This is a genomic window from Mesorhizobium sp. B2-8-5 (assembly GCF_006440675.2).
Taxonomy (GTDB): Bacteria; Pseudomonadota; Alphaproteobacteria; order Rhizobiales; family Rhizobiaceae; genus Mesorhizobium.
This window is the reverse complement of sequence record NZ_CP083951.1, coordinates 3,380,871-3,396,020: the sequence shown is the minus strand read 5'-3', so window position 1 is coordinate 3,396,020 and position 15,150 is coordinate 3,380,871. Positions and strand designations below refer to the sequence as shown.

General features: G+C 66.3%; 16 protein-coding genes and 1 tRNA gene. 13 read left to right on the top strand and 4 right to left on the bottom strand.

All coding sequences use genetic code 11. The features are described from left to right. Nucleotides 1-2: 2 nt before the first annotated feature. From FJ430_RS16430 to FJ430_RS16420, 3 genes are read left to right on the top strand one after another with little or no spacing between them, the layout of a single operon-like run. Complete coding sequence (locus FJ430_RS16430; protein ID WP_140705744.1) at nt 3-635, top strand: precorrin-8X methylmutase; 633 nt, start codon at nt 3-5, stop codon at nt 633-635. Next, complete coding sequence (locus FJ430_RS16425) at nt 632-1,381, top strand: precorrin-2 C(20)-methyltransferase (RefSeq protein WP_140705752.1); 750 nt, start codon at nt 632-634, stop codon at nt 1,379-1,381. Before FJ430_RS16430 ends, FJ430_RS16425 begins: the two co-directional genes overlap by 4 nt. After that, entirely contained in the window at nt 1,378-2,142 is a 765-nt protein-coding gene (locus FJ430_RS16420) for a precorrin-3B C(17)-methyltransferase (RefSeq protein ID WP_140705760.1), read from the top strand. The genes FJ430_RS16425 and FJ430_RS16420 overlap by 4 nt, the downstream gene beginning before the upstream one ends. On the opposite strand, the gene FJ430_RS16415 is transcribed toward FJ430_RS16420, so the two are convergent. Continuing rightward, nucleotides 2,106-2,873, bottom strand: coding sequence for a cobalt-precorrin-6A reductase (locus FJ430_RS16415; RefSeq protein ID WP_140705762.1), 768 nt, complete (start codon nt 2,871-2,873; stop codon nt 2,106-2,108). The genes FJ430_RS16420 and FJ430_RS16415 overlap by 37 nt on opposite strands. Nucleotide 2,874: 1 nt before the next feature. On the opposite strand from FJ430_RS16415, the gene cbiE reads away from it, so the two are divergent. From cbiE to cobT, 7 genes are read left to right on the top strand one after another with little or no spacing between them, the layout of a single operon-like run. Continuing rightward, nucleotides 2,875-4,116 (top strand): precorrin-6y C5,15-methyltransferase (decarboxylating) subunit CbiE, encoded by a 1,242-nt coding sequence (gene cbiE, locus FJ430_RS16410; protein WP_140705765.1) that lies wholly within the window; start codon nt 2,875-2,877, stop codon nt 4,114-4,116. After that, complete coding sequence (locus FJ430_RS16405; RefSeq protein WP_140705767.1) at nt 4,113-4,499, top strand: cobalamin biosynthesis protein; 387 nt, start codon at nt 4,113-4,115, stop codon at nt 4,497-4,499. The genes cbiE and FJ430_RS16405 overlap by 4 nt, the downstream gene beginning before the upstream one ends. Beyond that, nucleotides 4,496-5,260, top strand: a complete 765-nt coding sequence (cobM, locus tag FJ430_RS16400; protein WP_140705770.1) for a precorrin-4 C(11)-methyltransferase — start codon at nt 4,496-4,498, stop codon at nt 5,258-5,260. The genes FJ430_RS16405 and cobM overlap by 4 nt, the downstream gene beginning before the upstream one ends. Beyond that, complete coding sequence (gene cobA, locus FJ430_RS16395) at nt 5,257-6,072, top strand: uroporphyrinogen-III C-methyltransferase (protein WP_140705773.1); 816 nt, start codon at nt 5,257-5,259, stop codon at nt 6,070-6,072. Before cobM ends, cobA begins: the two co-directional genes overlap by 4 nt. Then, entirely contained in the window at nt 6,069-7,385 is a 1,317-nt protein-coding gene (locus FJ430_RS16390; RefSeq protein WP_140705775.1) for a cobyrinate a,c-diamide synthase, read from the top strand. Before cobA ends, FJ430_RS16390 begins: the two co-directional genes overlap by 4 nt. After that, a complete protein-coding gene (gene cobS / locus FJ430_RS16385) occupies nt 7,382-8,149 on the top strand; it encodes an adenosylcobinamide-GDP ribazoletransferase (protein ID WP_140705778.1) in 768 nt (255 codons plus the stop codon). Before FJ430_RS16390 ends, cobS begins: the two co-directional genes overlap by 4 nt. A 24-nt stretch (nt 8,150-8,173) precedes the next feature. Next, complete coding sequence (gene cobT / locus FJ430_RS16380) at nt 8,174-9,199, top strand: nicotinate-nucleotide--dimethylbenzimidazole phosphoribosyltransferase (protein WP_140705781.1); 1,026 nt, start codon at nt 8,174-8,176, stop codon at nt 9,197-9,199. Between the two features lie 203 nt (nt 9,200-9,402). Here cobT and FJ430_RS16375 read toward each other — a convergent pair whose 3' ends face one another. From FJ430_RS16375 to FJ430_RS16365, 3 genes are all read right to left on the bottom strand, one after another. After that, complete coding sequence (locus FJ430_RS16375) at nt 9,403-10,239, bottom strand: hypothetical protein (protein ID WP_140655244.1); 837 nt, start codon at nt 10,237-10,239, stop codon at nt 9,403-9,405. A 391-nt stretch (nt 10,240-10,630) separates the two neighbouring features. Beyond that, nucleotides 10,631-10,706 (bottom strand) — tRNA-Lys (locus tag FJ430_RS16370). Between the two features lie 160 nt (nt 10,707-10,866). Then, nucleotides 10,867-11,769, bottom strand: coding sequence for a PhzF family phenazine biosynthesis protein (locus tag FJ430_RS16365; protein ID WP_140705783.1), 903 nt, complete (start codon nt 11,767-11,769; stop codon nt 10,867-10,869). Nucleotides 11,770-11,901: 132 nt separating this feature from the next. On the opposite strand from FJ430_RS16365, the gene FJ430_RS16360 reads away from it, so the two are divergent. The 3 genes from FJ430_RS16360 to FJ430_RS16350 are packed head-to-tail and all read left to right on the top strand — an operon-like array spanning nt 11,902 to nt 15,114. Beyond that, nucleotides 11,902-13,188: an efflux RND transporter periplasmic adaptor subunit gene (locus tag FJ430_RS16360; protein ID WP_140705785.1), complete on the top strand. Its 1,287-nt coding sequence runs from the start codon at nt 11,902-11,904 to the stop codon at nt 13,186-13,188. A 4-nt stretch (nt 13,189-13,192) separates the two neighbouring features. Then, nucleotides 13,193-13,900 carry an ABC transporter ATP-binding protein gene (locus FJ430_RS16355; RefSeq protein ID WP_140705787.1) on the top strand — a complete coding sequence of 236 codons (708 nt, stop codon included), beginning with the start codon at nt 13,193-13,195 and terminating at the stop codon, nt 13,898-13,900. Further along, complete coding sequence (locus tag FJ430_RS16350; RefSeq protein WP_140705789.1) at nt 13,897-15,114, top strand: ABC transporter permease; 1,218 nt, start codon at nt 13,897-13,899, stop codon at nt 15,112-15,114. The genes FJ430_RS16355 and FJ430_RS16350 overlap by 4 nt, the downstream gene beginning before the upstream one ends. Nucleotides 15,115-15,150 lie beyond the last annotated feature (36 nt).

Here is a 15,150-nt window from a genome sequence, read left to right as displayed (position 1 = left end):
AAATGGCCGCCTACGACTATATCCATGACGGGATGGCGATCTACGAGCGCTCTTTCGCCATCATCCGCGCCGAGGCGGACCTGTCGCGCTTCTCCGAGGCCGAAGCCGATGTCGCGATTCGCATGATCCATGCCTGCGGCCAGGTCGAAGCCGCCAGCCATTTCGTCTTTTCCGACGGTTTCGTCGATGCGGCCCGCGCCGTACTCGCCGCCGGCGCGCCGATCTTCTGCGATGCCGAGATGGTGGCCCACGGCGTCACCCGCGCCCGGCTGCCGGCCGGCAACGAGGTGATCTGCACGCTGCGCGACCTGCGCACGCACGACATCGCCAGGGAAATCGGCAACACCCGCTCGGCCGCCGCGATCGACCTCTGGGGTGAGCGCATGGCCGGTTCGGTCGTCGCCATCGGCAATGCGCCGACCGCGCTCTTCTATCTGCTCGAAAAACTGCGCGACGGCGCGCCAAAGCCCGCCGTGATCATCGGCATGCCGGTCGGTTTCGTCGGCGCCGCCGAATCCAAGGATGCGCTGGCCGAGAACTCTTACGGCGTGCCCTATGCCATCGTGCGCGGCAGGCTGGGCGGCAGCGCCATGACCGCCGCCGCGCTCAATTCGTTGGCGAGGCCGGGCCTGTGAACGCGATTGTAAAAAGCCGTCTTGTCGGCGTAGGCACCGGCCCCGGCGATCCGGAGCTTCTGACGCTGAAAGCGGCGCGCGCGCTGGCCGAGGCCGACGTCGTCGCCTATTTCGCCAAGCGCGGCAACAACAGCAATGCCCGCGCCATCGTCGAGGCGCGCTTCCGGCCGGACATGATCGAACTGCCGCTGCTTTATCCGGTGACCACCGAAATCGACAAGGACCATGACGACTACCGCTCGCAGATCGCCGATTTTTATGAACAGTCGGCCGAACAGGTCGCCGGGCATCTCGGCGCCGGCAGGATGGTGGCGGTGCTGTCGGAAGGCGATCCGCTCTTCTACGGCTCGTATATGCACCTGCATGTGCGGCTTGCACACCGGTTCCCGACGGAAGTCATCCCCGGCATCACCGCCATGTCCGGCTGCTGGTCGACCACTGGCCTGCCGATCGTCCAGGGCGACGATGTGCTGACCGTGCTGCCGGGCACGATGAGTGAGTTCGAGCTGACCCGCCGCCTCGCCGACACCGATGCCGCGGTGATCATGAAGGTCGGCCGCAACCTGCCAAAAATCCGCCGCGCGCTGGAAGCGACCGGCAAGCTGGCCAAGGCCGTCTATGTCGAGCGCGGCACGATGCCGGGCAGCATCTCGATGCGGCTTGCCGAAAAACCGGATGACAAGGCGCCCTATTTCGCCATCGTGCTGGTCGCGGGCTGGTCGGCCCGCCCCGGAGCCAAAGCATGAGCGGCCGCCTCACCGTCATCGGTCTCGGTCCGGGCAATGCCGACCAGGTCACGCCGCAGGCCAGCCATGCGGTGGCCGAGGCTTCGTTCTTTTATGGCTACAAGCCCTATCTCGACCGGCTTGAGCTGCGGCCGGACCAGACCCGCATTGCCTCCGACAATCGCGAGGAACTTGCCCGCTCCAACGAGGCGCTGGCCAAGGCGGCCGAAGGCCACAGCGTCGCCGTCGTTTCCGGCGGCGATCCCGGCGTCTTTGCCATGGCCGCGGCTGTCTGCGAGGCGATCGAAGCCGGCCCTGAAGAATGGCGTGCCATCGACATCTCGGTTGTCCCGGGCGTGACTGCAATGCTCGCCGTCGCCGCCCGCATCGGCGCACCGCTCGGCCATGATTTCTGCGCCATCTCGCTCTCCGACAATTTGAAGCCGTGGGAGCTGATCGAATTGCGCCTGCTGGCAGCGGCCGGCGCCGGCTTCGTCATCGCGCTCTACAATCCCATCAGCAAGGCTCGCCCCTGGCAGCTTGGCCGCGCCTTCGAATGCCTGGAGGCGATCCTGCCCGGCACCACGCCGGTGATCTTCGGCCGGGCTGCAGGCCGGCCCGACGAGCGTATCGAAGTCTCTCTGCTGGCGGACGCCGACGCCGAAAAGGCCGACATGGCGACCTGCATCATCATCGGCTCGCCGGAGACCCGCATCATCAAGCGCGGCGAAAAACCAGCGCTGGTCTACACGCCGCGTTCGGCAATGGGGTCGAATAGATGATCGACCTTTGCCGCCAGCGCATCGACGGTCTCAGTCGAAGGAACGTCCGGCAAACGCGGTCGGCGGATCATGATCACTTCGATGCCGAGTGCCCGCGCAGCGGCGATCTTGCCATAGGTCGCCTCGCCGCCGCTGTTCTTCGAAACGACGGCATCGATACCGTATTTTTCGAGCAGCGCCCGTTCGTCCGCCTCCGGAAACGGCCCGCGCGCCAGCAGGTAAAGCGCATCGGGCACGGCAAGCTTCGGCTCGACCGGATCGACGCTACGGATCAGGTAGCGATGTTGGGGCGCGGGCTCGAAGGCGCCGGCTTCCTGCCGGCCGATCGCCAGGAAAACGCGGCGCGGCGCCGTGCCGAGGGTGCTTGCCGCCTCAGCAACGTCGTCGACCAGCGTCCAGTGGTCGCCTGCGACAGGCTCCCAGCCGGGACGACGCAGCGCAAGGATCGGCACGCCGGACCGCTTGGCCGCCTCGGCGGCATTGGCCGAGATACGGGCGGCGTATGGATGCGTGGCGTCGACCAGCAGATCGACATGCTCTTCGCGAAGATAGGCAGCCAATCCCTCCGCGCCGCCAAAACCGCCGACACGCACCGGCACGCCTTGCGCGACCGGGCTTTCGGTGCGGCCGGCAAGCGACAGCGTGACCGAAAAATCCTTGCGACGGGAAAGCATTCCCGCCAGTTGCCGGGCTTCCGTGGTGCCGCCGAGGATCAGGATATGGTGGGTCATCATGCCTGCTAAGGGTCCGCTCGCCGCCAAGCCAGCCTCAAAATGGCTGACCCTCGTCGGCATCGGCGAGGACGGTGTAGCGGGTCTCGGCGACGAGGCCAAGCAGCGTATTGCCGAGGCCGAAGTCGTCTTCGGTGGCAAGCGGCATCTTGCGCTGGTCGCATCCCTGGCCAAGGGCGAGGCGCACCCCTGGCCGACGCCGTTCGATGCCGAAATGCGCGACGTGCTGGCGCTCAAAGGCAGAAAAATCTGCGTGCTCGCGTCCGGCGACCCGTTTTTCCATGGCGTCGGCGTCACGCTGGCGCGCAAGGTCAAGCCGGATGAGATGCTCGTCCTCCCGGCTCCCTCGTCGCTGTCGCTGGCCGCCTCCCGTCTCGGCTGGGCGCTGCAGGACGTCGAGGCCATCTCGCTGCACGGCCATCCGATCGACCCCATCCGGCCCTTGCTCCACCCCGGTGCGCGCATCCTTGCCCTGACATCGGACGCCGACGCGCCGGCGGCCATCGCCGCACTGCTCGACGAACTCGGCTTCGGCCCGTCGCGGCTGACGGTTCTCGAAGCGCTCGGCGGTGCCGATGAGGCGCATCGAACCTCCCGCGCCGATGCCTTCAATCTCAAAAACATCAACCCGCTCAATGTGCTGGCGCTCGAAATTGAATCGACGCCGGATGCGCGCGTCCTGCCCTTGACCGCCGGACTTGCCGACCATCTGTTCGAGCATGACGGCCAGATCACCAAGCGCGAGATCCGCGCCATCACGCTGTCGGCGCTGGCGCCACGCCGCGGCGAGCTGTTGTGGGATATCGGCGCCGGTTCCGGCTCGATCGGCATCGAATGGATGCTGGCGCATTCCTCGCTGCGCGCCATCGCCATCGAGGCCGACGGCGAACGCGCCGCCCGCATCCACCGCAATGCCGCGCATTGCGGCGTGCCGGGTCTTGCCGTGGTCGGAGGCGCCGCGCCCAAGGCGTTCGCCAAGCTCGAAACGCCGGATGCGATCTTCATCGGCGGCGGCGGCAGCGATACCGGTGTGCTGGAGAAGGCGATCAAGGCGCTACGCTCCGGTGGCCGATTGGTCGCCAATGCGGTGACGCTGGAGATGGAGGCGCTGCTGCTCGACCAGTACAACAGCCGCGGCGGCGATCTTACCCGCATAGCGCTGTCGCGCGCGGCAGCTGTCGGATCCATGCAGGCGTGGCGGCCGGCCATGCCGGTGACGCAGTGGAGCTGGGTGAAACCATGATGGTCGCGGGCATCGGCAGCCGCAAAGGCGTGACGGCGGGCGACGTTCGCGCAGCGGTCGAGACCGCGCTCGAAGCGCATGGGCTGGCGATGACGGCGCTTTCCGCGCTGGCGACGGGCGAAATCAAACGCGACGAGCCGGCGATCTTCCTTGCCGGCCGAGACCTCGACCTCCCCGTGCTCATCATGTCCGACGCTGCGCTGCAATCCGTCTCGTCCGGCACGGTCAGTCGGTCCGAAGCGTCGCAGGCCCAGGCTGGCACGCCTTCGGTTTCGGAAGCCTCGGCTCTGGCCGCGGTCGGAAAAGGTGCGAAACTGCTTGGACCGCGCATCGTGCTCGGTCCTGTGACCTGCGCTATCGCTCTTGGCGGAGGTACCGCATGACCGTCCATTTCATCGGCGCCGGTCCGGGTGCGGCCGATCTCATCACGCTGCGCGGCGCGCGGCTCCTCGCCAGTTGCCCGGTCTGCCTCTATGCCGGCTCGATCGTCGCGCCGGAATTGCTCGAGCATTGTGCGCCTGGCACCAAATTGATTGACACCGCGCCGATGTCGCTCGACGAGATCGAGGCCGAATATGTCGCCGCGCATAAGGCCGGCCAGGATGTAGCGCGGCTGCATTCCGGCGACCTCTCCGTTTGGAGCGCGGTGGCCGAACAGATAAGGCGGCTGGAAAAACACGGCATCCCTTATACGCTGACCCCAGGCGTGCCTTCCTTTGCGGCAGCCGCGGCCGCGCTGCGCCGCGAGCTCACCATCCCAGAACTGGCGCAAAGCCTGGTGCTGACCCGCATCTCCGGTCGCGCCTCGAAAATGCCGCCAGGCGAGACGCTGGCCGGCTTCGGCCGCACCGGAGCCACGCTCGCCATTCATCTTGCCATCCACGCCGTCGACCGCATCGTCGCCGATTTGACGCCGCTTTACGGCGCCGAATGTCCGGTCGCGGTCGTCTTCCGGGCTTCCTGGCCGGACGAGCGCATATTGACCGGCACACTGGGCACTATCGAAGCGCAATTGGCGGAAAACCCGATGGAGCGCACGGCAATCATCTTCGTCGGCAACGCGCTTGCAGCGCAGGATTTCGGCGAAAGCTCATTGTACGACGCCCATTACCAGCGGCGTTTTCGCGGACGGGATGGATTGTGAACGGCAGCGCCAATACGAGCGGACGGGCAACGGTGGAACAGGCGCTTGCGCGGCTGAACTTCAAGCCGCGCGAGCTTGAGCCCGGCCATGTCTGGCTGGCCGGCGCCGGCCCCGGCGATCCCGGCTGCCTGACGCTGGAGGTGCTGGCGGCGCTCGGGCAATGCGACGCGCTGGTCTATGACGCGCTGGTCTCGCCCGATGTCGTGGCGGTCGCTCAAGGCGCCGAGCTTTTCTACGCTGGAAAACGCGGTGGCCAGCCCTCGATGAAGCAGGACGACATCAACGCCCTGCTGGTACGGTTGGCGCGCGAAGGCCGCCGTGTCGTGCGGCTCAAAGGCGGCGACCCTTATATTTTCGGCCGCGGTGGCGAAGAGGCCTTGGCGCTCGCGGGCGAAACCATTCCGTTCCGGGTGCTTTCCGGCCTGACCTCCGGTCTCAGCGCATTGGCAGCCACCGGCATTCCGACCACCATGCGCGGCATCAACAAGGCCGTTATCCTGGCTACAGGCCATGCGGCCGGCACCGATGACGACATCGATTGGGCGGCAATCGCCCGCACCGGACAGCCGGTCGTCGTCTATATGGGCATGGCCAATCTGCCGGTCATCGCGGCAAAGCTGCTGAGCGGCGGCCTCGCGCCATCGACACCCGCGGCTGTGATCGTCGCCGCGACCACCCCGCAGGAACGCATCGTCGTCGCCACGCTCGCCACCATCGCGGACGAAGCCGCGGCCGCCGGGCTCGCTTCCCCGGCGCTGATCGTGGTCGGCGGCATTGTCGCTGTGCGCGCGGCACTGACGGGCGGCGCATGACGGCGCGCGCGATCATCATCGGCGCGCCGCGCTCCGGCTCGGGCAAGACCAGCGTCACCATCGGCCTGCTGCGCTCGCTCGCCCGGCGCGGCCTGAAAGTGCGCGGCGCGAAGTCCGGACCGGACTATATTGACCCGGGCTTCCACGCCGCCGCCACCGGCCTGTCCGGCGTCAACCTCGACAGTTGGGCAATGCCGCCTTCCCTGCTCAACGCGCTGGCTGGCCAAGCCGCCGAGGATGCCGAATACGTTATCCTCGAAAGCGCGATGGGCCTGTTCGACGGCATCCCCGCGCCGGAGGGCCGCTCCGGCTCGGCCGCCGATCTCGCCCGGCTCTACGGCTTGCCTGTGCTGCTGGTGCTCGACGTTTCCGGGCAATCGACCACGGCGGCGGCGGTGGCCAAGGGTTTTGCCACCTACGATCCCGATGTGCGCATGGCCGGCGTCGTGCTCAACCGGCTCGGCAGCGAACGCCACCGGCGGCTGTCGGGCGACGCCATCGAGGCGATCGGCCTACCCGTGGTCGGCGCCATCCTGCGCGATCCGACGCTCAACCTGCCGGAGCGGCATCTCGGCCTCGTCCAGGCCGGCGAATACGAGAACCTGATGGCGCATCTCGACCGGCTGGCCGACATGGTCGAAAAGTCGCTCGACATCGACGCCATCTTGGCGCTGGCGACCCCGCTGGAGCCGGCAGCCGGCGACTTCGCCGATGCCTTGCAGCCGCCAGCGCAGCGCATCGCGCTGGCCGAGGACGCCGCCTTCACCTTCCTTTATCCGCATGTCGCCGCGCATTGGCGCAAGGCCGGCGCCGAGATCGCCCCCTTCTCGCCTCTCGCCGACGAGAAGCCGAGGGAAGATTGCGAGGTCTGCTGGCTGCCCGGCGGCTATCCCGAGCTGCATGCCGGCAAGCTCGCGGCCGCGACAAGCTTCCACGCGGGAATGGCGCGCTTCGCGGCGACGAAGCCTGTTCACGGCGAGTGCGGCGGCTTCATGGTGCTAGGCGAAGTGCTGGAAGATGCGGACGGCGAGAGCCACCGGATGCTCGGCCTGCTTGGCCATTCGACCAGCTTCGCCAGACGCAAGATGAACCTTGGTTATCGCGAGGCGCGGCTGCGCGCCACCTGCCCGTTGGGGCCGGAGGGCACGCTGATCCGCGGCCATGAATTCCACTATGCGCAGATGACCGCCACGGGCAATGACGAGCCGCTGGCTGACCTTGCCGATGGCCAGGGCAATCCGCTCGGCGCCTCCGGCTACCGGCGCGGCCACGTCAGCGGCACCTTCTTCCATGCCATAGCGAGGGGCGCATGAGCGGTCCTTCCGCACCGAAGCAATTGCTCGACGATATCGGCCTCAGCCTCGTCTTCTTCACCCGGCTGAGGTTGCCATCGAGCGATTTCGGCGGCCGCAGCCTTGCCGACGCGATTTGGGCGGCGCCCTTCGCCGGTCTCGCGGTGGCGATCATCGGCGCGCTGGTCTACGCCATCGCCACAGTTCTCGGCCTCGCCACCGGGCCAGCCGCCGCGCTCACGCTCGCCGCGACGATGCTCGTCACCGGCTGCCTGCATGAGGACGGGCTTTCCGACATCGCCGACGGCTTCGGCGGTGGCCGAACACGCGACAGGAAACTGGAGATCATGCGCGACAGCCGCATCGGCGCCTATGGCGCGGTGGCGCTCGGTGTCTCGCTGCTCATCCGCTGGAGCGCGCTCTCCGAGCTGACCGGTCCCGGCCACGTCGTCCTGGCGCTGCTTGCCGCGCATGCGGCCTCGCGCGGCCTGTTCGGCGCCTTCATGCATCTACTGCCGCCGGCCCGAGCCGATGGTCTGTCCGCCAATGCCGGGTCTGTCACGACCGAGACCGCCATCGTCGGCGCGGCGCTCGGCGCGGTGGCGCTGCTGGCGCTCGGCCTTGGCGGCGCGATAGCAGCACTCATCCTGCTCGGCCTGATCTTCATGGGCTTCCGCGCGCTTTGCCTCAGCCAGATCGGCGGCCAGACCGGCGACACGATCGGCGCGCTGCAGCAGCTCGGCGAGATCGCCGTGCTGCTCGTCGCATCCGTTTGCCTTTCCTGATTCTCTTTCGGAGACCTTGCCCCCATGTCCCCCCAAACAACGTCCTTCAAATCGCTCGAAGACCTTCGCGCCGCTTGCCTCGATCTTCCCGCCGGCAGCGATGCGGCCGCCGGCGCCGTCGCGAGGCGCCAGGACACGCTGACCAAGCCGCCGGGCAGCCTCGGCCGGCTGGAAACCATCGCCGCCTGGCTCGGCCGCTGGCAGGGCCGCGACATGCCGAAGCTCGATGCGGTGAAAGTCTTCGTCTTCGCCGGCAATCACGGCGTCACCGCGCAGGGCGTCTCGGCCTATCCTTCGGAAGTCACGGTACAGATGGTGGCGAATTTCGCCGGCGGCGGTGCGGCCATCAACCAGCTTGCCCGCATTGCCGGCGCCAAGCTGGACGTCATCCCGCTCGATCTCGAGCATCCGACCGGCGACTTCACGCAGATTCCGGCGATGGACGAGCAGACGTTCCTCGCCGCCGTCTCGGCCGGCTATGACGCCGTGACCAAGGACCTCGATCTCGTCTGTTTCGGCGAGATGGGCATCGGCAACACGACGCCGGCGGCGGCGATCTCCACCGCCCTCTTCGGCGGCGGCGCCGAGAAATGGACGGGTCGCGGCACCGGCGTCGACGACGCCGGCCTGCAGCGCAAGGTCGTGGCCATCGAGGCTGGCCTCAAGCGCCATGCCGATTCGCTCTCCGACCCGCTGAAGATCGCTGCCGCCCTTGGCGGGCGCGAGTTGGCGGCGATCTTCGGCGCCACGCTCGCCGCGCGCAAGAACAACGTGCCGGTGCTGCTCGACGGCTTTGTGTGCACTGCCGCGGTCGCGCCATTGGCAAGGCTGCACCCGACCGGCCTCGCCCACACCGTCGCCGCCCACGTCTCGGCCGAAGCCGGCCACCGCCGCCTGCTCGAAGCGCTGGGCCTGCCGCCGCTGCTCGATCTCGGCATGCGGCTCGGCGAAGGCTCCGGCGCCTGTCTTGCCGTCAACATCGTCCGTTCCGCTTTGGAATGCCATGCGAAGATGGCGAGCTTCGCCGAGGCCGGCGTTTCGGAGAAGTAGACGACACCCCCGGATTGCGTGCGATGCACCCGAAGCGCCGGTGAAGCATTGTTTCTTCCGATCGCTGACGGCCTACCGGTCAGAGCGATCTCAGCAAAGTGTGAGCGGAACTGCTCCAGCTAAGCCGGAGAGATAGGGCGTTTCCCCGTTTCCATGAAACGGTGAAACGCCCCAGTCCGTCTTCGAGGCGATCGCGGGCAGGTTCATTGCGAGGCGGCGAACCCGCATTGCTTCTGTTCCATCTCGATCTGCTTCGTGATGCGGATGGCGTTCTGCGCATAGGCCTCCGTCACGGAGCCGCTGTTCACGGTCTTGTCCTTCAACGGACTCACCGCGGCGCAGAGATGGAAAACATGCGGTTCGGAGGACTTCGCGGCTCCGTTTTCCGGTGCGATCCAGTACACGACATCCTGACCGGCAGGGTGACTCGCGTCCTTCGTCGCCGCCGTCACCGCAGAGGTGTCCGTGGCGATCTCCTGAGCCTGGGCGGCGACTTCGGGCGAACAGGCCGTGGTCGGTTGTCCCGCCCTGATCTGGGCCGCGCAGGTGTTCATGTCCTGGGTGTACTGCTCGACCGACGGGGGCTTGAAGCTGACGCCCATTACAGTCGCAAGCACGGCCAGCGCGGCACCTACTCCGCCGGCTACCTTCTTGGTCTGCGGATCCATGTTCTTGTCGGTGAGGATAAGGAAGATCAACGGGAGGAAGGCAATCAGCGTGATGATCGCGCCGAGCTGGTTTTGGAAGAAGAACCTGGCGGTGTCGGATGCCCGGGCCGGGTCGTGCCGGTTGGCTGCCTTCCACAGCAAGTTACCGGCGATTGCGAAAATCGCGATTCCGACCAGAATGCCGATCAGCAGCGGCAGATTTCCTTGGTCGAACTTGCGCTGGTAAAACAAGACGATCCCGGCAATCTCGCCGCCAATAGCGATGATCCACGAGAGCGCGGCGAAAAGGCGGAGGCGCGTCGCGGCGGACTTTTGGCCCTGCGTTGCTTGCCAATCCTTGGTGACGTCTGCGCCCGGCTTGTTGTCGGTCATGACCAGTTCCCCTGAAATCGACACTTTGCAGGGCGGCTTCAATCGAAAGGCCAACTCGCCCGGCGCAGCATCATTGAACGAACGTCTCGTCGTCTGCCTTCGCGACGCAGCGAAAAATGTGAGCGCCGCGACAGGCCACGTCCCCATCCATATTGCGCACGAGCGGAAGCGTCCATACCCACGGCGCAGACTCCAGTGTGGCGGTGCCTTTGCCCGTCTTTATCTCCGGCTCGAGCCTGACGCTGCCTTCGCCGGCGATTTTGCGGGAGCGGCCGTGATCACAGGACTGGCCGAAGCAACCCCACCCATGCCTCCGAGCAGCGACCTGCTAAGACCCGGAAAAGAGGAGTTTTCCGCAGGCGTAAAATACTAGCAAAAGCAAGGGACTAGATGGTGGGTGTGCACAGGATCGAACTGTGGACCCGCTGATTAAGAGTCAGCTGCTCTACCAACTGAGCTACACACCCACACCGCTGGAAAACCAGCGTCGGCGGCGCATATAGCCGCCGCTTTCGGTGATGTCTAGCCCTGCCGGATCATTTCCCGACAAATCGACATGGCATGAACCCGAAAAGTGGATTCCGGTTTTCGGAAAAGATCATACCAGCTCAAAAAAGGCCGCAGGCGTCAGACAAACAGCTTGCCTTCAGCCATCTTGATCGCATGGCCACCGATGCGCGCGGAGGCCAGTTTCCCGCCATCGACATTGAGCTCGAGGCGGATGCGCGACGGCCGGCCCATTTCCAGCCCCTGCTCGATCCAGAGCTGCGAGATGCCGTCGGTCGGGGCGTCGAAATGCATGATGGCGCCGGCGAAGGCCGCCGCGGCCGAACCCGTGGCCGGATCCTCGTAGGAAGGCGTGCCTGGCACGATCATACGCACATGGAAGGCGCTGTCGTGGTGGACCCGCTCGCGGCAGTAGACATAAGGGCTGGCGAAGGCCCAATCGCTCTTGCGCGGCGCAAGTTCCGACCACGCCTGGTTATCGAGCCTGATCTTGGCTGCCGCTTCAAGGTCCGCGACGGGAATGGTCACGTAAGGCACGCCGGCAGACCAGAAGGCGACACGGTGATTCTCGAAGCCGATCTCGTGCGGAGCAAGGCCGAGCGCCGCGCCGATTGCTTCCGGGTCGGCCTTGAGCTCCAACGGTTCCGGCAGTTTCGCCAGGTCGAACTCGGCAAAGGTCGAGCCGTCATGCTTGCTCACCGCGCAACGCACCGGCCCGATATTCTCCTCCAGCACGAAGATGCCGGCCGCTTCCCCGGCGAGTTCCGCCAGCGCGATCGCCGAGCCGACCGTCGGATGCCCCGCGAAAGGCATTTCGTAGTCGGGCGTGAAGATGCGGATACGGTTGCGGTGCTTTGGATTGTCGGCAGGCAGCACGAACACCGTCTCGGAAAGATTGAATTCGCGCGCGATCGCCTGCATGCCGGCAGTGTCGAGCCCATCGCTGTCGAGCACCACGGCAAGCGGATTTCCGGCCAGCCTTTCGGTGGTAAACACATCGTAAAGCAAGTAACTGCGCGCCATGGAGAAAACCTTTCACCTCGCCTCGAATTTCTGCCTCAATCCCAACATGAGGGAAATTTAATTTGAAATTCGAACCTTAAGGCCTGATCTGTGCACGGATAGGGACATCGATTTTCAGCATAGGGGTCCGGGGTGGACCAGATTGTCAATCCGCCAAACGCGGAATCCGGTACTTCCATAGAGGCCGCGCTCGGGCTCGACCGCAAGGGCGTAAGCCGCAAGCGACGCCGCTTCTGGCTCTACGCGCTGCTGGCGATAGCGATCGTCGCCGCGGCCATTGCCCTCTATCGATGGTATGCCGCCGCACCCCCCAGGATTGAATACACCGCCGTGCCTGCGGCGATCGCCGACCTCACCGTCGAGGTATCGGCCACCGGCACCCTGCAGCCGCTGACCCAGGTCGACATCTCCAGCGAGCTTTCCGGCATCGTCCGTTCGGTCGCGGCCAATGAAAACCAGCAGGTCAAGAAGGGCGACGTGCTGGCGACGCTCGACACCGCCAAGCTGGAGGTCCAGATCGAACGCGCCACCGCCTCCGCCAAGGCTGCGGCCGCCGCCGTCGAGGACGCCAAGGTCACCTTGCAGGAGAACGAGAACGCGGTTGTGCGCGCGAACGCGCTGACCAAGCGCGGCATGGCGACGGACCAGTCGCTCGAGGCGGCGACCGCGACGCGCGATCGTTCCAAGGCAGCGCTCGACAGCGCCGAAGCCAATCTCGCCATTGCCCAGGCCGACCTGAAGGCGCAGCAGACCGATCTCGCCAAGAGCACCATCTATGCGCCGATCGACGGCATCGTGCTGACGCGCTCGGTCGATCCCGGCCAGACGGTCGCGTCCTCGCTGCAGGCGCCGGTGCTCTTCGTCATCGCCGCCGACCTTCGCAACATGGAATTGCAGGCCGCGGTCGACGAGGCCGATATCGGCCAGGTTAAGCCCGGCCAGCATGCCCGTTTCATGGTCGACGCTTTCCCGGACCGACCCTTCGATGCCGAGATCCGCGATATCTCCTACGCCTCGGTCACCACCGATGGCGTCGTGACCTACAATGCGCGCCTCGAAGTCGACAATGGCGAGCTTCTCTTGCGGCCCGGCATGACGGCCACGGTATCGGTCGTGACCCGGCAGGCCAAGGGCGTGCTTACCGTCCCCTCGACCGCCTTCCGCTATCGTCCGATGCAACAGCAGGCCCGCGGCTGGAGCTTCAGCGACCTGTTCACCGGCCGCATGGGCCGTCCCAACCGGCAGCGCGAGGCAACGAAAGCCCCGACCGACGGGTCGCGCACTCTTTACGTGCTGGAGAACGGCCGGCCGCACCCGGTCAACGTCAAGATCGGCTCGAGCGACGGCGAGTTGACCGAGATCACGTCCGGCCTCGACGAGGGCGCGCAAGTCATCACCGGCGTGCAGCAGCGGAGCTGACGACATGTCGGCTCCCCTGCTCATCACTTTCGACAAGGTCTGGAAAAGCTATGGCGAGGGCGAAGCCCGCGTGCATGCGCTGGCCGGCGTCGATCTCGCCATCCGCAGAGGTGAATTCGTCGCCATCATGGGCCCCTCCGGCTCGGGCAAATCGACGGCGATGAACATCATCGGCTGCCTCGACACGCCGACGGCCGGAACCTACTCCTTCATGGGCGTCGACGCGGGCCGCCTCGACCGCAACCGCCGCGCGCTTTTGCGCAACCTCTATGTCGGCTTCGTCTTCCAGGGCTACAATCTGCTGCCGCGCACGACCGCCGCGGAAAATGTCGAGCTGCCGCTGATCTATCGCGGCGTCGCCGCGCGCGAGCGCCGCGACCTTGCCATGCAGGCGCTGGCCGAGGTCGGGCTTGTCGGGCGCGAGCACCACACCCCGGCCGAGCTTTCGGGCGGCCAGCAGCAGCGCGTGGCGATTGCCCGCGCCATCGTCACCAGGCCGACGCTGCTCGTCGCCGACGAGCCCACCGGCAATCTCGACACCGCGCGCACGCACGAGATCATGGAGTTGCTGACCAGGCTCAACGCCGAGCTCGGGCTCTCGATCGTCATGGTCACGCATGAGGCCGACGTCGCGGGCTATGCCGGCCGCACCATCCGCTTCCTCGACGGCCATCTCGCCTCCGATATCTCGAAAGCGGAGGAAGCGGCATGATCTGGGAGACCGTCCGCCTCTCGCTGCGCTCGATCCGCCGCAATGTATTGCGCTCGTTCCTGACGCTGCTTGGTATCGTCATCGGCGTCGCGGCCGTCATCGCCATGCTCACCATCGGCTCCGGCACCACCGAGAAGGTCAAGGCCGACATTTCCAAGCTAGGCAGCAACCTTCTCGTCGTTCGCGCCGGCCGGCCCGCGGGACCGGGCGGACCGGGAGGTCTCGACCAGGCGGTGCGGCCGCTGGCCGAAAAGGATGTCATCGCGCTCGTCGCGCATCTGAGCGGCGCGCGCGCGATTTCGCCTGCTTCGCAAAAGCAGGTCCGCGTCATCTTCGGCACCGAAAGCCTGACCTCGGGCGTCACCGGCACCGACAGCGCCTATCTCGACGCCCGCGACTGGAAACTGGTGTCGGGACGGCCGTTCAGCGATTCCGAGACGCGCGCCGGCGCCGGTGTTTGCCTGATCGGCGAAACCGTGCGCCAGCAATTCTTCGGCGCCGGCGATCCGGAGGGCGAGATCATCCGCGTCAACCGCACCTCCTGCAAGATCATCGGCCTGCTCGAGCCCAAGGGCTATACCGGCTTCGGCCAGGACCAGGACAATGTCGTGCTGATGCCGCTACACGCCTATCAGCGGCGCATCGCCGGCAACCGCGACATCGACAACATCTATATCGCCGCCGACGACCGCACGCCGACCACCGAGTTGCAGCCGCGCGTCGAGGACATCTTGCGCGACACGCGCCGCATCACGCCGGACCGCGATTCCGATTTCGCCATCCGCGACATGACCCAGATCGCCGATGCGATGACCAGCGCCACCACCACCATGACCGGCATGCTGGGCGCCGTAGCCGGCGTCAGCCTCCTGGTCGGCGGCATCGGCATCATGAACATCATGCTGGTCTCGGTCACCGAACGCACGCGCGAGATCGGCATCAGGCTGGCGATCGGCGCGCATGAGAAGCACATCCTCATCCAGTTCCTGGTCGAGGCGACGGTGCTGTCGCTCTTTGGCGGCATCATCGGCATCCTTATCGGGCTTTCGCTGGCCGGCCTCGCCTCGATGGCGTTGACGATACCTTTCGCGCCGAGTCCCGCCGTCATCCTGCTCGCCGTCGGCTTTTCGGCGCTGATCGGCATGGTGTTCGGCTTCTTCCCGGCGCTGCGCGGCGCCCGCCTCGATCCGATCGACGCGCTCCGGCACGAATAGCCAGATCACAGCGACTGCTGACGTCCGGACGTCCAG

Excerpts from the sequence above, each read along its gene's own strand:
- FJ430_RS16430 (WP_140705744.1), top strand. The coding sequence starts at position 3 with ATGGCCGCCTACGACTATATCCATGACGGGATGGCGATCTACGAGCGC.
- FJ430_RS16420 (WP_140705760.1), top strand. The coding sequence starts at position 1,378 with ATGAGCGGCCGCCTCACCGTCATCGGTCTCGGTCCGGGCAATGCCGAC.
- FJ430_RS16415 (WP_140705762.1), bottom strand. The coding sequence starts at position 2,873 with ATGACCCACCATATCCTGATCCTCGGCGGCACCACGGAAGCCCGGCAA.
- cbiE (WP_140705765.1), top strand. The coding sequence starts at position 2,875 with ATGCCTGCTAAGGGTCCGCTCGCCGCCAAGCCAGCCTCAAAATGGCTG.
- FJ430_RS16405 (WP_140705767.1), top strand. The coding sequence starts at position 4,113 with ATGATGGTCGCGGGCATCGGCAGCCGCAAAGGCGTGACGGCGGGCGAC.
- cobM (WP_140705770.1), top strand. The coding sequence starts at position 4,496 with ATGACCGTCCATTTCATCGGCGCCGGTCCGGGTGCGGCCGATCTCATC.
- FJ430_RS16390 (WP_140705775.1), top strand. The coding sequence starts at position 6,069 with ATGACGGCGCGCGCGATCATCATCGGCGCGCCGCGCTCCGGCTCGGGC.
- cobS (WP_140705778.1), top strand. The coding sequence starts at position 7,382 with ATGAGCGGTCCTTCCGCACCGAAGCAATTGCTCGACGATATCGGCCTC.
- cobT (WP_140705781.1), top strand. The coding sequence starts at position 8,174 with ATGTCCCCCCAAACAACGTCCTTCAAATCGCTCGAAGACCTTCGCGCC.
- FJ430_RS16375 (WP_140655244.1), bottom strand. The coding sequence starts at position 10,239 with ATGACCGACAACAAGCCGGGCGCAGACGTCACCAAGGATTGGCAAGCA.
- FJ430_RS16365 (WP_140705783.1), bottom strand. The coding sequence starts at position 11,769 with ATGGCGCGCAGTTACTTGCTTTACGATGTGTTTACCACCGAAAGGCTG.
- FJ430_RS16355 (WP_140705787.1), top strand. The coding sequence starts at position 13,193 with ATGTCGGCTCCCCTGCTCATCACTTTCGACAAGGTCTGGAAAAGCTAT.
- FJ430_RS16350 (WP_140705789.1), top strand. The coding sequence starts at position 13,897 with ATGATCTGGGAGACCGTCCGCCTCTCGCTGCGCTCGATCCGCCGCAAT.